General features: G+C 65.2%; 13 protein-coding genes. 6 read left to right on the forward strand and 7 right to left on the reverse strand.

Going from position 1 to position 13,728, the window contains the following annotated elements:
* Together B3E94_RS11530 and B3E94_RS11535 are read left to right on the forward strand one after the other, a co-directional pair.
* The coding region (locus tag B3E94_RS11530; RefSeq protein ID WP_286913596.1) for a 3'-5' exonuclease at positions 1-1,110 on the forward strand (1,110 nt) is incomplete at its 5' end.
* A gap of 64 nt (positions 1,111-1,174) precedes the next feature.
* Positions 1,175-1,747: a xanthine phosphoribosyltransferase gene (locus B3E94_RS11535; protein WP_008092892.1), complete on the forward strand. Its 573-nt coding sequence runs from the start codon at positions 1,175-1,177 to the stop codon at positions 1,745-1,747.
* Positions 1,748-1,850: 103 nt separating this feature from the next.
* On the opposite strand, the gene B3E94_RS11540 is transcribed toward B3E94_RS11535, so the two are convergent.
* From B3E94_RS11540 to dadA, 5 genes are all read right to left on the reverse strand, one after another.
* Positions 1,851-3,710, reverse strand: coding sequence for an acetyl-CoA hydrolase/transferase C-terminal domain-containing protein (locus B3E94_RS11540; RefSeq protein ID WP_286913598.1), 1,860 nt, complete (start codon positions 3,708-3,710; stop codon positions 1,851-1,853).
* A gap of 145 nt (positions 3,711-3,855) precedes the next feature.
* Positions 3,856-4,281: a c-type cytochrome gene (locus B3E94_RS11545; protein WP_176511434.1), complete on the reverse strand. Its 426-nt coding sequence runs from the start codon at positions 4,279-4,281 to the stop codon at positions 3,856-3,858.
* Between the two features lie 136 nt (positions 4,282-4,417).
* A complete protein-coding gene (locus tag B3E94_RS11550; protein WP_021785230.1) occupies positions 4,418-4,966 on the reverse strand; it encodes a cupin domain-containing protein in 549 nt (182 codons plus the stop codon).
* A 109-nt stretch (positions 4,967-5,075) separates the two neighbouring features.
* On the reverse strand, positions 5,076-6,149 hold the full coding sequence (gene alr / locus B3E94_RS11555) for an alanine racemase (protein WP_286913599.1): 1,074 nt from the start codon (positions 6,147-6,149) through the stop codon (positions 5,076-5,078).
* A gap of 107 nt (positions 6,150-6,256) precedes the next feature.
* Positions 6,257-7,561, reverse strand: coding sequence for a D-amino acid dehydrogenase (dadA, locus tag B3E94_RS11560; RefSeq protein ID WP_176511347.1), 1,305 nt, complete (start codon positions 7,559-7,561; stop codon positions 6,257-6,259).
* Positions 7,562-7,716: 155 nt separating this feature from the next.
* Here dadA and dadR point away from each other — a divergent pair, with 155 nt between their 5' ends.
* Positions 7,717-8,205 (forward strand): transcriptional regulator DadR, encoded by a 489-nt coding sequence (gene dadR, locus B3E94_RS11565; RefSeq protein WP_003258963.1) that lies wholly within the window; start codon positions 7,717-7,719, stop codon positions 8,203-8,205.
* A gap of 2 nt (positions 8,206-8,207) precedes the next feature.
* Here dadR and B3E94_RS11570 read toward each other — a convergent pair whose 3' ends face one another.
* Entirely contained in the window at positions 8,208-8,561 is a 354-nt protein-coding gene (locus B3E94_RS11570) for a YkgJ family cysteine cluster protein (protein WP_176511346.1), read from the reverse strand.
* A gap of 194 nt (positions 8,562-8,755) precedes the next feature.
* On the opposite strand from B3E94_RS11570, the gene B3E94_RS11575 reads away from it, so the two are divergent.
* Positions 8,756-10,048: an NAD(P)/FAD-dependent oxidoreductase gene (locus B3E94_RS11575; RefSeq protein WP_286913600.1), complete on the forward strand. Its 1,293-nt coding sequence runs from the start codon at positions 8,756-8,758 to the stop codon at positions 10,046-10,048.
* A 26-nt stretch (positions 10,049-10,074) separates the two neighbouring features.
* On the opposite strand, the gene B3E94_RS11580 is transcribed toward B3E94_RS11575, so the two are convergent.
* A complete protein-coding gene (locus B3E94_RS11580; protein ID WP_286913601.1) occupies positions 10,075-10,305 on the reverse strand; it encodes a DUF1127 domain-containing protein in 231 nt (76 codons plus the stop codon).
* A gap of 178 nt (positions 10,306-10,483) precedes the next feature.
* Here B3E94_RS11580 and B3E94_RS11585 point away from each other — a divergent pair, with 178 nt between their 5' ends.
* Positions 10,484-11,914, forward strand: coding sequence for a PLP-dependent aminotransferase family protein (locus B3E94_RS11585; protein ID WP_236236879.1), 1,431 nt, complete (start codon positions 10,484-10,486; stop codon positions 11,912-11,914).
* 60 nt (positions 11,915-11,974) lie between these two features.
* Positions 11,975-13,522, forward strand: a complete 1,548-nt coding sequence (locus B3E94_RS11590) for a phospholipase D family protein (RefSeq protein WP_286913602.1) — start codon at positions 11,975-11,977, stop codon at positions 13,520-13,522.
* Positions 13,523-13,728: the final 206 nt, after the last annotated feature.

Below are 13,728 nucleotides of genomic sequence, written 5' to 3' on the forward strand. Positions count from 1 at the left end.
CAGCTGTGGAGCGAGATGGGCGTGGGCGACGAGATCCGCGTGATCCGCTGCAAGAACGAGGAAGCCGAGGCCGAGCGCGTGGCCATGGAAATCCTCACCCTGCACCTGCGCACCAACCGCCCGTACAGCGACTTCGCCATCCTCTACCGCGGCAACTACCAGGCCAAGCTGATCGAACTGAAGCTGCAGCACCACCAGGTGCCCTATCGCCTGTCCGGCGGCAACAGCTTCTTCGGCCGCCAGGAGGTCAAGGACCTCATGGCCTACCTGCGCCTGCTGGTGAACCCCGATGACGACAACGCCTACCTGCGGGTGATCAACGTGCCGCGCCGCGAAATCGGCTCGACCACCCTGGAAAAGCTCGGCAACTACGCCACCGAGCGCGGCATCTCGATGTACGCCGCCAGCGAGGAAATGGGCCTGGGCGAACACCTGGACGCCCGCTACACCGAGCGCCTGCAGCGCTTCAAGCACTGGCTCGACGGGGTGCGCCACAAGGTTGCCCTGGAAGACCCGATCGCCGCGCTGCACGAGATGATCCGCGACATCGACTACGAAAACTGGATCCGCCAGCAGACCGCCAGCGACAAGGCGGCGGAGTTTCGCATCAGCAACGTCTGGTTCCTGGTCGAAGCACTGAAGAACACCCTCGAGAAGGATGAAGAGGGTGACATGACCATCGAGGACGCCATCGGCAAGCTGGTGTTGCGTGACATGCTCGAGCGTCAGCAGGAAGAGGAAGAAAACGCCGAAGGCGTGCAGATGATGACCCTGCATGCCTCCAAGGGCCTGGAATTCCCCTACGTGTTCATCATGGGCATGGAGGAGGAAATCCTCCCCCACCGCTCGAGCATCGAGGCCGACACCATCGAAGAGGAACGCCGCCTGGCCTACGTGGGCATCACCCGCGCGCGCCAGACCCTGGCCTTCACCTTCGCGGCCAAGCGCAAGCAGTACGGCGAAATCATCGACTGCACGCCCAGCCGGTTCCTCGACGAACTGCCGCCGGACGACCTGGCCTGGGAAGGCCTGGACGATGCGCCAGTGGAAGTGAAAGCCGCGCGCGGCAACAACGCCCTGGCCGATATCCGGGCAATGCTCAAACGCTGATCAACCATTACTCTTTAACTTTGCCGCTATTTGCGGCCACCTTTGCTACATCGAGGAAACAACAGTGGAAGCACTGCAGCAGAAGATTCGCGAAGAAGGCATCGTGCTTTCCGATCAGGTTCTCAAAGTCGATGCGTTTCTCAACCACCAGATCGACCCTGCGCTGATGCAGCTGATCGGTGACGAGTTCGCCCGCCTGTTCGCCGATGCCGGCGTGACCAAGATCGTCACCATCGAAGCGTCGGGCATCGCCCCGGCGGTGATGACCGGCCTGAAGCTGGGCGTGCCGGTGATCTTCGCGCGCAAGCACCAGTCGCTGACCCTGACCGAGAACCTGCTGACTGCCACGGTGTACTCCTTCACCAAGCAGACCGAGAACACCGTGGCCATCTCGCCGCGCCACCTCAACAGCAGCGATCGCGTCCTGGTGATCGACGACTTCCTGGCCAACGGCAAGGCGTCGCAGGCACTGATCTCGATCATCAAGCAGGCCGGCGCCACCGTGGCGGGCCTGGGTATCGTCATCGAGAAGTCGTTCCAGGGCGGCCGTGCCGAGCTGGACAGCCAGGGCTACCGCGTTGAATCGCTGGCTCGGGTGAAGTCGCTGGAAGGTGGCGTGGTTACCTTCATCGAGTAAGCCCGTTGCGGCCCCATCGCCGGCAAGCCGGCTCCCACAGGACTGTGTGTTGCACCTGTGGGAGCCGGCTTGCCGGCGATGGGCTGCACAGCAGCCCCGGCACTCACCGGGTCGCCGCCAACCCCGCCAGCAGCAACCGCTGGTAAAGCTCTTCCTTCAACCCCTGCGGATCATCCAGCCGCATCCGCGCCAAGTGCGCCACATACCCCTCAGGCCCCGGTGCATCCAGCGCTGCCTTGCCCAACTCCAGCACCTCGCTGAGCTTGAACTTGCTCTTCAGCCAGTTCAGCGCCCGCAACAGGTCCCGTTCTTCTGCCGTGAAGTCAGTACCCAGCGGATATTCCGGGAACAGACGTGCATGCCGCGCCCGTATGGCCTCCAGCCGTTCTGGAGTGTTATCCGTGAACCGCGCATCCAACTGGAAATCCCTGGCCAGCTTGCCAGCCTTCTTGGCTTGCTCGATCAGCTCTGTCTGAAACCGTGAATCGCTGATCGCCAACAACCGTGCAATCACCTCGCTGTCGGTCTGCCCGCGCAGGTCGGCGATGCCGTACTCGGTCACCACGATATCGCGCAGGTGCCGGGGGATGGTGCAGTGGCCGTAGGCCCAGAGCAGGTTGGAGCTCACCTCGCCGCCCGCCTCGCGCCAGCTGCGCAGCAGCAGTATCGAGCGCCCGCCTTCCAGGGCGTGGCCCTGGGCGACGAAGTTGTATTGGCCGCCGACGCCGCTGAGCACGCGGCCGTCTTCGAGCTGGTCCGCCACCCCGGCGCCCAGCAGGGTCATGGTGAACACGGTGTTGATGAAGCGTGCGTCGCGGCGCTGGCGGCGCTTGAGCTCTTCCTGCCCGTACAGCTCGTTGATGAAGCTGATGCGCGTCATGGCGAAGCGTTCGCGCTGCTCCAGCGGCATCTCCCGCAGCCGCTGGTAGAACGCCCGCGGGCCAAGGAAGAAGCCACCATGCACCAGCACCCCACGCTCGTCTGCCGGGCGCCGCACCACGCCAGCCTCGGCCAGCGCCAGCAGGCCGTTGACGAACATTTCGCTGCAGCCGTACAGGCCCTGGGCGAAGGGTTCCAGGCCACCTTCGCGATCGATCAGCGCCTGCCACGGGCCCACGTCCAGCTCATCCAGCAAGGCCCGGTAGCCGCCATTGTCGCCCTGGCGCGCCAGCAGCGCGGCGGCGACGGCATCGCCCATGGCGCCGATGCCGATCTGCAAGGTGCCGCCATCGCGCACCAGCGAGCTGGCATGCAGGCCGATGCAATGGTCCTGGGTGGTGACCGGCATGTTCGGCGTGGAGAACAGGCGCCGCTGCTCCACCTCATCGATCAGCAGGTCGAACGCATCGATCGGCAGCTCGGCGTCACCGGGCATGTACGGCAGCTCGGCGTGGACCTGGCCGAGCATGAGGATGGTTTCGCCGGCGGCGCGGCGCTTGGCGATCATCGGCAGCAGGTCGAGGGTGATGTCGGGGTTGCAGGCCAGGCTCAGGTGCACGGGCTTGTCCGGCGCTGCGGCCACCAGCTGGGCGACCAGGTTCAGGCCCTTGGCGTTGATGTCGCGGGCTGCGTGGCTGTAGTTGCTGCTGACGTAGTCCTGTTGCGCGGCGTCGCTGTGCAGCAGGCTGCCGGGCTGCATGAAGAACTGCTCGACGCGGATGTTCGGCGGCAGGCTGTCGTTGCGCAGGTCGGCGAGGTAGTCGAGCTCTTCGTAGTCGGCGAACACGCGTTCGATGAAGGGTTCGAGAAAGCGCCGCTGCAGGCCATCGCCCAGGGGCGGGCGGCCGAGGCTGAGGGCGGTGTAGAGGGTCAGGCGGCGCTCGGGCAGTTGGCGAACGCGCTGGTACAAGGCATTGACGAAGGCATTGGGTTTGCCAAGGCCCAGGGGCAGGCCCATGTGGATGTGGGCTGGCAGGCGCGACAGCACTTGCTCGACGGCCTTGTCGATGGAGCAAAGATGCATCTTGGCCTCCTGAGTTTGCGTAGGGTCAGGGCGTTTGACATGAGGCCGAGCTCATTCGTTGCCTGAACCGGCCTCATCGCCGGCACAGACAACACAAAAACAAAGCCCGCCAAAAAAGGCGGGCCTCGTGCAATTCGATGGCAGCTTACAACCCGGACATCTTCTTGATCGCCCCTTTCAGGTCATCATCCGAGCAGTCCGCACAGGTGCCCTTCGGCGGCATGGCGTTAATGCCGGTAATGGCCTTGGCCAGGATGCCATCGAGGCCGCCCTGGTGATCGGCACGCTCTTTCCACGCCGCGGTGTCGCCGATCTTCGGCGCGCCCAGAAGGCCCGTGCCATGGCAGGCATTGCAATGCTTGGCGATGACATCATCCGGCGTCTTGGCGCCGCCACCCCCGCTCGCCGCGGCGGCCACTTCCATGCCCTTGCACTCCTGGCCCTGGACACACACCTGGCCAACCGGCTCCAGCCGTTTGGCAAGTTCATCGTTGGTCGCTGCGGTTGCGCTCAGTGCCCAAAGGGCGAATACGGCTGCTGGTACGGCCAGCATCTTCTTGATTTGGTTCACGCGTACACCCTCATGGTGGCTAATCACGCCCGCGGCCACGGTAATGCGAGCGTTGAAAAGTATAGCGGCAACCTGGAAGCCGTGAAACGACCCTACTGGGGAAAGGGGTATTGCAACAGCAATGCACTGCGCTGGATCAAAAATTCGACGGCGTGGCGGCGCTGATCAGCCGGGCAGGCTGGTCGAACGGGTTGCGAAAGCGGTGCGGGCGGGTGCTTTCGAAGTAGTAGCTGTCGCCTTCTTCGAGGACGAAGATTTCGTTGCCCACCACCAGTTCCAGGCGGCCTTCGAGGAGGATGCCGGTTTCCTCGCCATCGTGGGTGAGCATCTCTGCGCCAGTGTCGGCACCCGGCGGGTACACCTCGGTCAGAAACGCGATGGCCCGGTTGGGGTGCGACTTGCCCACCAGCTTCATGGTCACCGCGCCATCCGAGATGTCGATCAGCTCGTGGGCCTTGTAGACGATCTGGGTGGGGCTTTCAGGTTCCAGCTCGACCGAAAAGAACTCGACCATGGACATGGGAATGCCGCTGAGCACCTTGCGCAGTGAGCTGATCGAGGGGCTGACGCTGTTTTTCTCGATCATCGAGATGGTGCTGTTGGTCACACCCGCACGCTTGGCGAGTTCACGCTGGGACAGGCCCTTGAGCTTGCGGATGGCTTGCAGTCGTTCGCCGACGTCCAAAGCTGGAGCCTCCTGAAACGGTGTGATGGGGGGTGGATGTGAACGATATCATGGCAATGCCGTTCAGTATTTACAACACACCGCCCCTCACACTGTCCGCATCGGCGCCTTATTCGCCGTAATAGTCCAGCGGCACGCGTTTCAGGTTGCAGAAGATCTGGTAGGGAATGGTCCCGGCATGCATGGCCACTTCGCTGGCCAGCACCTGCTTGCCCCACAGCTCGACCGGGCTGCCGATGGTGGCTTCGGGTACATCGGTGAGGTCGATGCAGAGCATGTCCATCGACACCCGGCCGATCAGCTGGCTGCGCTTGCCGGCAACCATCACCGGCGTGCCGGTGGGTGCCTGGCGCGGGTAGCCGTCGGCATAGCCCATGGCGACCACGCCCACGCGGGTGGGGCGCGGGCTGATGAACTTGGCGCCATAGCCCACCGGCTCGCCGGCAGGCAGTTCACGCACGCTGATCACCCGCGATTGCAGGGTCATCACCGGCTGCAGGCGCTCGGCCTGGGCCTGCTCGACCTCGAAGGGCGTGGCGCCGTACAGCATGATGCCGGGGCGCACCCAGTCGCTCGGGGCCTGTGGCCAGGCCAGCACGCCCGGGGAGTTGCGCAGGCTGCACTCGGCGGCAAGGCCCTGGCGAGCGGCGTCGAACACGGCGATCTGCTGGGCGGTGGCATCGGCGTCGAGCTCGTCGGCGCGGGCGAAGTGGCTCATCAGCACGATGCGCGAGACCTTGCCGCTGGCCAGCAGGCGCTGGTAGCTGTCGTGATAATCCTTGGGGTGCAGGCCCACCCGGTGCATGCCGCTGTCGAGCTTGAGCCAGATGGTCAGCGGCTTGCTCACCTGGGTTTTCTCGATGGCCTCCAGCTGCCACAGCGAATGCACCACGCACCACAGGTCATGCTCGGCGATCAGCGCCAGCTCGCTGGCTTCGAAAAAGCCTTCGAGCAGCAGCACCGGCGCCTTGATGCCGGCCGCGCGCAGTTCCAGGGCTTCTTCGATGCAGGCCACGGCAAAGCCGTCGGCCTCGGTTTCCAGGGCCAGGGCGCAGCGCACGGCGCCATGGCCGTAGGCGTCGGCCTTGATCACGGCAAGGGCTTTGGCGCCGGTCAGTTCACGGGCAAGGCGGTAGTTGTGGCGCAGGGCCTGGAGGTCGATCAGGGCACGGGCGGGACGCATGGCGGCAGCCTTATGGTGGTTCGGGTTGAAAACGATGTGGTGTTCATCGCCGGCAAGCCGGCTCCTACAGAAGCCGGCTTGCTGGCGATGAGGCCGGAGCAGCCGCCTTACTGCTGGTGAGCAGGCGCGGTCTGGCCGTGCTTGGCCACTTCCGGGCTGTTGCCGTAACGGGAAATGTCCAGGCCTTCGGCACTGATCTGCGGCTTCTTGCGCGCAATCAGGTCGGCCAGCAGGCGACCGGAACCACAGGCCATGGTCCAACCTAGCGTACCGTGGCCGGTGTTGAGGAACAGGTTGCGGAACGCGGTGGCACCCACGATCGGCGTACCGTCCGGGGTGGCCGGGCGCAGGCCGGTCCAGAAGCTGGCCTGGCTCAGGTCGCCGCCGCGAGGATAAAGGTCGTTGACGATCATCTCCAGCGTTTCGCGCCGCGCCGGGTTCAGCGACAGGTCAAAACCGGCGATCTCCGCCATGCCGCCCACCCGGATGCGGTTGTCGAAACGGGTGATGGCGACCTTGTAGGTCTCATCGAGGATGGTCGAGGTCGGGGCCATGTCGGCGTTGGTGATCGGCACGGTCAGCGAGTAACCCTTGAGCGGGTACACCGGCGCCTTGATGCCCAACGGCTTGAGCATCTGCGGCGAGTAGCTGCCCAGGGCCAGCACGTAGCGGTCGGCGGTTTCCAGCTTGCCGTCGATCCACACGCCATTGATGCGATCGCCGGCGAAGTCCAGGCGCTGGATGTCCTGGCCGAAGCGGAACTCGACGCCCAGCTTCAGGGCCATGTCGGCAAGCTTGGTGGTGAACAGCTGGCAGTCGCCGGTCTGGTCGTTGGGCAGGCGCAGGGCGCCGGCGAGGATACCCTTCACCCCGGCCAGGGCCGGTTCGACGCGGGCAATGCCGTCGCGGTCGAGCAGCTCGTAGGGCACGCCCGATTGCTCGAGTACGGCGATGTCCTTGGCCGCGGCGTCTACCTGGGCCTGGGTGCGGAACAGCTGGGTGGTGCCCAGGCTGCGGTTTTCGTAGGCGATGCCGGTTTCGGCGCGCAGTTCGTCGAGGCAGTCGCGGCTGTACTCGGACAGGCGCACCATGCGCTCCTTGTTCACCGCGTAACGGCTGGCGGTGCAGTTGCGCAGCATCTGCGCCATCCACAGGTACTGGTCGACGTCGCCGGTGAGCTTGATGGCCAAAGGCGCATGGCGCTCGAGCAGCCACTTGATTGCCTTCAGCGGTACGCCTGGCGCAGCCCAGGGCGAGGCATAGCCGGGCGAGATCTGGCCTGCGTTGGCGAAGCTGGTTTCCATGGCCACCGCCGGCTGGCGGTCGACCACGGTCACTTCGAAACCTTGCCTGGCCAGATAATAGGCACTGGCGGTTCCGATTACACCGCTACCAAGTACCAGAACTCGCATCGTTTATCCCTCGCACGCGGATTACCGCAAAATTTTGTTGATATGGCATGGATGCGCGCAGTATATGAATTCGAAGCCAGTGCAATTCACTATATAAAAGCCTATATTTGGCGAGAATTCTTGGCAAAAACGCCTTTCACGGAGGGGCATCCCCTATGAGAACCCAGCACCAGAGCAAGCGTGAACTGGACAAGATCGACCGCAACATTCTGCGGATTCTGCAGAATGACGGGCGCATTTCCTTCACCGAGCTGGGCGAGAAAGTTGGGCTTTCCACCACCCCTTGCACCGAGCGCGTCCGCCGCCTGGAGCGCGAGGGCATCATCATGGGCTACAACGCCCGGCTCAATCCGCAGCACCTGAAGGGCAGCCTGCTGGTGTTCGTGGAAATCAGCCTGGACTACAAGTCGGGGGACACCTTCGAGGAGTTCCGCCGCGCGGTGCTCAAGCTGCCCCATGTACTGGAATGCCACCTGGTATCGGGCGATTTCGACTACCTGGTGAAGGCGCGTATCTCGGAAATGGCCTCGTACCGCAAGCTGCTCGGCGACATCCTGCTGAAGCTGCCGCACGTGCGCGAGTCGAAGAGCTACATCGTGATGGAGGAGGTAAAGGAGAGCCTCTGCCTGCCGATCCCGGACTGACCCTAGACCAGCACCTGGCGGGTGCTGGCGATGAACCGGTGGACGATCAGCTCGGCCTGTGGCTCGAGCATCTGTTCAGGGCCGCGCCCACGGGGGCAGGCCATGCTCGGCGTGGTGCCGAACAGGCGGCAGATCATCGGCCGCTCCTCATAGACCGTGCAGCCGTTGGGGCCCAGGTGCACGCAATCCAGGCGCTCCAGCGCGGCGTCCTGCTCGGCTTGGGTCTTGCGCGGCAGGCGGGCCATTTCTTCCGTCGAGGTGGTGACCGGGCCGCAGCAGTCATGGCAGCCGGGCTCGCACTCGAATGAAGGGATGAGTTCGCGCAGGAACTGGATCTTGTGGCGGTTGCAGGACATGGCGGGGTACAGAGTGAAGGGTGAGGGTGAATTATAGGGCCAATCGCCGGCAAGCCGGCTCCCACAAGTAGCCCGCTGGTCTCAGGGCAGGTGATGGTCCTGTGGGAGCTGGCTTGCCAGCGATGAGGCCTGTTGCCCCACCACAAAACCCCGGCTTATCCTCCCCTTCCGTCTAAATGCCCAGGACCCGCCTAATGATCCACAGCGCGCAGCACGCCGCCTCCTACTACGCCGCCAGCAGCGCGCCACACCCCGATCATGCCTTCCTGCAGGGTGAACACAGCGCCGACGTGTGCATCGTCGGCGGTGGCTATTCGGGGCTGAACACCGCCATCGAACTGGCCGAGCGCGGCCTTTCGGTCATCCTGCTGGAAGCTCGCAAACTCGGCTGGGGCGCCAGCGGGCGCAATGGCGGGCAGCTGATTCGCGGTGTCGGCCATGGCCTGGAGCAATTTCTGCCGGTGCTGGGTGAAGAAGGCGTGCGCAGCCTGAAGCTGATGGGCCTGGAGGCCGTGGAAATCGTCCGCGAGCGGGTCGAGCGCCACGCCATTGCCTGTGACCTGACCTGGGGCTATTGCGACCTGGCCAACAAGCCCGGCGAGCTGCAAGGCTTTGCCGAGGATGCCGAGGAACTGCGCAGCCTGGGCTATCGCCACGAACTGCGGCTGGTGCAACCGGGCGATATCCACAGCGTGGTCGGCTCCGAGCGCTATGTCGGTGGCCTGATCGACATGGGCTCCGGGCACCTGCACCCCCTGAACCTGGCGCTTGGCGAAGCGGCCGTTGCCAGCCGGCTTGGCGCACGGCTGTTCGAGCAATCCGAAGTCACCCGCATCGACTATGGCCCGCAGGTAAAGGTGCACACCGCCCAGGGCCTGGTGCGCGCCAAGACCCTGGTGCTGTGCTGCAACGCCTACCACAACGACCTCAACCGCGAGCTGGGCGGCAAGGTGCTGCCCGCCGGCAGCTACATCATCGCCACCGAGCCGCTCGGCGAGCAACGCGCCCGCCAGTTGCTGCCGCAAAACATGGCGGTGTGCGACCAGCGCGTGGCGCTGGACTACTATCGCCTGTCCGCCGACCACCGCTTGCTGTTCGGCGGTGCCTGCCACTATTCCGGCCGCGACCCGCGGGACATCGCCGCCTACATGCGGCCGAAGATGCTCAAGGTGTTCCCGCAGCTGGCCGACGTGCGCATCGACTACCAATGGGGCGGCATGATCGGCATCGGCGCCAACCGCCTGCCGCAGGTCGGCCGCCTGGCCAGCCAGCCGAACGTGTATTACGCCCAGGCCTACTCGGGCCACGGGCTCAACGCCACCCACCTGGCCGCTCGCCTGCTGGGCGAGGCGATCAGCGGCCAGCAGAGCGGGCGCTTCGACGTGTTCGCCAAGGTGCCGCACATGACCTTCCCTGGCGGCAAGCACCTGCGTTCGCCGCTGCTGGCGCTGGGGATGCTCTGGCATCGGCTGAAGGAGCTGGCCTAACGCCCACAGGCATCACACAGCCCGAATCAAGGCTTCCAGAAGGGTTTGCGCCCTTCTTCCCGGGCCTGCTCCCAGCTCAGGCCAATATCGCGCAGCTGCTCGTTGTCCAGCTCCAGCAAGGCCCGGCGGGTGTGCCAGCGATGCAGCATCAAGCCCCAACGGCCCAGGCCTGCCGGCGCATTGAAGACCTTGGTCCGCTGCTCATCCTCCAATTCCCGGGCCATCAGTTGCACGCGCACATCGCTCATGCCAGCCATTGCTGCATCCTCCCACTCAGTTGATACCGTGGGCTAAGCATGCCCGCAGGCAACCTTGGCAATACAGATCCAAACGCGGCTTATTATTCCCATACAGAATTGGCGAATAATCAGCTGAATGCTGTAATTTCTGCGCAACTGTACTGGTCGTTTCCTACAACTTGCCGCGGAGTATGCCGTGACCCTCTACCTGAACCTCGCCGAGCTGCTCGGCGCACGCATCGAACAGGGCCTCTACCGCCCCGGCCAGCGCCTGCCTTCGGTGCGGGCATTGAGCGTGGAGCATGGGGTCAGCCTGAGTACCGTGCAGCAGGCCTACCGCATGCTCGAGGACAGCGGCATGGTGTCGCCGCGCCCCAAGTCCGGCTACTTCGTCAGCGACCACCGCCAGCTCCCTGCCCTGCCCGCCGTCAGCCGGCCGGCCCAGCGCCCGGTGGATATTTCCCAGTGGGAACAGGTGCTGGAGCTGGTACGCAGCACCCCGCGCCAGGATGTGATACAGCTCGGCCGCGGCATGCCCGATGTCGACAGCCCGACCCTCAAGCCGCTGCTGCGCAGCCTTGCCCAGCTGAGCCGCCGCCAGGACATGCCGGGGCTGTACTACGACAACATCCACGGCAACCTGGCCCTGCGCGAGCAAGTCGCCCGCCTGATGCTCGACTCCGGCTGCCGCCTGGGCCCGAACGACCTGGTGGTGACCACCGGCTGCCACGAAGCGCTGTCGTGCAGCATCCGCGCGGTCTGCCAGCCGGGTGACATCGTTGCGGTGGATTCGCCCAGCTTCCACGGCGCCATGCAGACCCTCAAGGGCCTGGGCATGAAGGCCCTGGAGATCCCCACCGACCCGCTCACCGGCATCAGCCTGGAGGCTTTGGAACTGGCGCTGGAGCAGTGGCCGATCAAGCTCATCCAGGTCACCCCGAGCTGCAACAACCCGCTCGGCTACATCATGCCCGAGGCCCGCAAGAAGGCCCTGCTGAGCCTGGCCCAGCGCTATGACGTGGCGATCCTGGAAGACGATGTGTATGGCGACCTGGCCTACACCTACCCGCGCCCGCGCACCCTCAAGTCGTTCGACGAAGACGGCCGGGTGCTGCTGTGCAGCTCGTTCTCCAAGACCCTCGCCCCCGGCCTGCGCATCGGCTGGGTAGCGCCTGGCCGCTACCTGGAGCGGGTGCTGCACATGAAGTACATCAGCACCGGCAGCACCGCCTGCCAGCCGCAACTGGCGATCGCCGACTTCATCGCCGGCGGCCACTACCAGCCCCATGTGCGGCGCATGCGCAGCCAGTACCAGCGGGGCCGCGACCTGATGAGCGACTGGGTGACCCGTTACTTCCCGCCCGGCACCCGCGTCAGCCGGCCCCAGGGCGGTTTCATGCTGTGGGTGGAATTGCCCGAAGATTTCGACACGCTTCGGCTGAACCGGGCTTTACTGGAGCAGGGCGTGCAGATTGCGGTTGGCAGCATCTTTTCGGCCTCGGGCAAGTTTCGCCACTGCCTGCGCATGAACTTCGCCGCGCGGCCGAGCGCGCAAATCGAAGCCGCCGTGCGCAAGGTGGGTGAAACCGCCCTTCGTCTACTGGATCAAGCGCGTAACCCGGCGTAACTTTGCGCCGCCCGCCACGGTCCAACCCCTTAGGCCTTTGCTGTACAGGACGATCCACCCTTGATACTCCAGCGAGCCCTGCCTCTGCTGATGCTGCTCGCCCTCGCCGGCTGCGCCAGCGTCGACCTGCCCCGGGACACCAGCCAGGCCCTGCCGGCCAGCGATTCGGCCTTCGGCCGCTCGGTGCTGCGCCAGGCCGCGCCCTATGCCGGGCGCTCGGGCTTTCGCCTGCTGCCCAACAGCAACGAGGCGTTCCGCGCCCGCGCCGAGCTGATCCGCCATGCCCAGGCGAGCATCGATTTGCAGTACTACATCGTCCACGATGGCCTGAGTACCCGGGCGCTGGTCCACGAGCTGCTGCGCGCCGCCGACCGCGGGGTGCGCGTGCGCATCCTGCTCGACGACACCACCAGCGATGGCCTGGACACCATCATGGGCACCCTGGACGCCCACCCGAACATCCAGATCCGCGTCTTCAACCCGCTGCACCTGGGGCGCAGCACAGGTGCCACACGGGCCGTGGGGCGCCTGTTCAACCTCTCGCGCCAGCACCGACGCATGCACAACAAGCTGTTTTTGGTCGACAACAGCATGGCCATCGTCGGCGGGCGCAACCTGGGCGATGAGTATTTCGACGCCGAGCCCAACCTCAATTTCACCGACATCGACCTGCTGGGCGTGGGCCCGGTGGCCGAGCAGCTTGGCCACGGTTTCGACCAGTACTGGAACAGCGCCCTGAGCCGGCCGATCGGCGACTTCCTCTGGCGCCAGCCGGACGCGGACGACCTGCGGGCCAGCCGCCAGCGCCTGGAAGTGTCGCTGGCCGAGGCGCGGGTGCGGCGCAAGGCGCTGTATGACCGGCTGATGGCCTACCAATCGCAGCCGCGCCTGGATGTGTGGCGCAACGAGCTGATCTGGGCGCACAGCCAGGCGCTGTGGGACGCACCGAGCAAGGTCCTGGCAGACGACGAGCCCGACCCGCAGTTGCTCATGAGCCAGCAACTGGCGCCGGACCTGGCGGCGGTGCACAGCGAGCTGATCCTGGTGTCGGCCTACTTCGTGCCGGGCGAGACGGGGCTGCTTTACCTCACCGGCCGCGCCGACGCCGGCACCTCGGTGAAGCTGTTGACCAACTCGCTGGAAGCCACCGACGTGCCTGCCGTGCATGGTGGCTATGCACCTTACCGGCGGGCGCTTCTGGAACACGGCGTGCAGCTGTTCGAACTGCGTCGCCAACCGGGCGACCCCAGCGCCGGGCGCCTGAATTTCCATGGCAGCTCGGACTCCAGCCTGCACAGCAAAGCGATCGTCTTCGACCGGCGCAAGACCTTCATCGGCTCGTTCAATTTCGACCCCAGGTCGGTGCTGTGGAACACCGAAGTGGGGGTGCTGGTGGACAGCCCGGAGCTGGCCGAGTACACCCGCGAGCTGGCCATGCAGGGCATGGCGCCGGCGCTGAGTTATCAGGTCAGGTTGGTGAATGACAAGCTGGTGTGGGCGACCGAGGACAATGGCCAACGCCACCTGCTGACGTCGGAGCCGGGCGGGCTCTGGCGGCGCTTCAATGCCTGGATCAGCAAGGCAGTTGGCCTGGAGAAGATGCTATAGCCGCTGGCAAGCCGACTCCCACAGAGCTGTAGGTGCTCCTATCTTTCTTTGTAGGAGCCGGCTTGCCGGCGATGGGCTGCGCAGCAGCCCCAAATGGCCTCACGCCGAAGCCGGCTCGAAAGCGCCCTGCCGGCGGGTCAGCAACACCAACCCCGCCGCGCCCGCCGCCATCAGCCACAGCAGCGCATGGCCACTGACCCACTGGC

The sequence above is a fragment of the Pseudomonas sp. UBA6315 genome (assembly GCF_002438125.1).
In the GTDB taxonomy this organism is placed as follows: domain Bacteria; phylum Pseudomonadota; class Gammaproteobacteria; order Pseudomonadales; family Pseudomonadaceae; genus Aquipseudomonas; species Aquipseudomonas faucium.

Excerpts from the sequence above, each read along its gene's own strand:
- B3E94_RS11540 (WP_286913598.1), bottom strand. The coding sequence starts at position 3,710 with ATGCATCTTTGCTCCATCGACAAGGCCGTCGAGCAAGTGCTGTCGCGC.
- B3E94_RS11575 (WP_286913600.1), top strand. The coding sequence starts at position 8,756 with ATGATCCACAGCGCGCAGCACGCCGCCTCCTACTACGCCGCCAGCAGC.
- dadR (WP_003258963.1), top strand. The coding sequence starts at position 7,717 with ATGAGAACCCAGCACCAGAGCAAGCGTGAACTGGACAAGATCGACCGC.
- B3E94_RS11570 (WP_176511346.1), bottom strand. The coding sequence starts at position 8,561 with ATGTCCTGCAACCGCCACAAGATCCAGTTCCTGCGCGAACTCATCCCT.
- dadA (WP_176511347.1), bottom strand. The coding sequence starts at position 7,561 with ATGCGAGTTCTGGTACTTGGTAGCGGTGTAATCGGAACCGCCAGTGCC.
- alr (WP_286913599.1), bottom strand. The coding sequence starts at position 6,149 with ATGCGTCCCGCCCGTGCCCTGATCGACCTCCAGGCCCTGCGCCACAAC.
- B3E94_RS11580 (WP_286913601.1), bottom strand. The coding sequence starts at position 10,305 with ATGGCTGGCATGAGCGATGTGCGCGTGCAACTGATGGCCCGGGAATTG.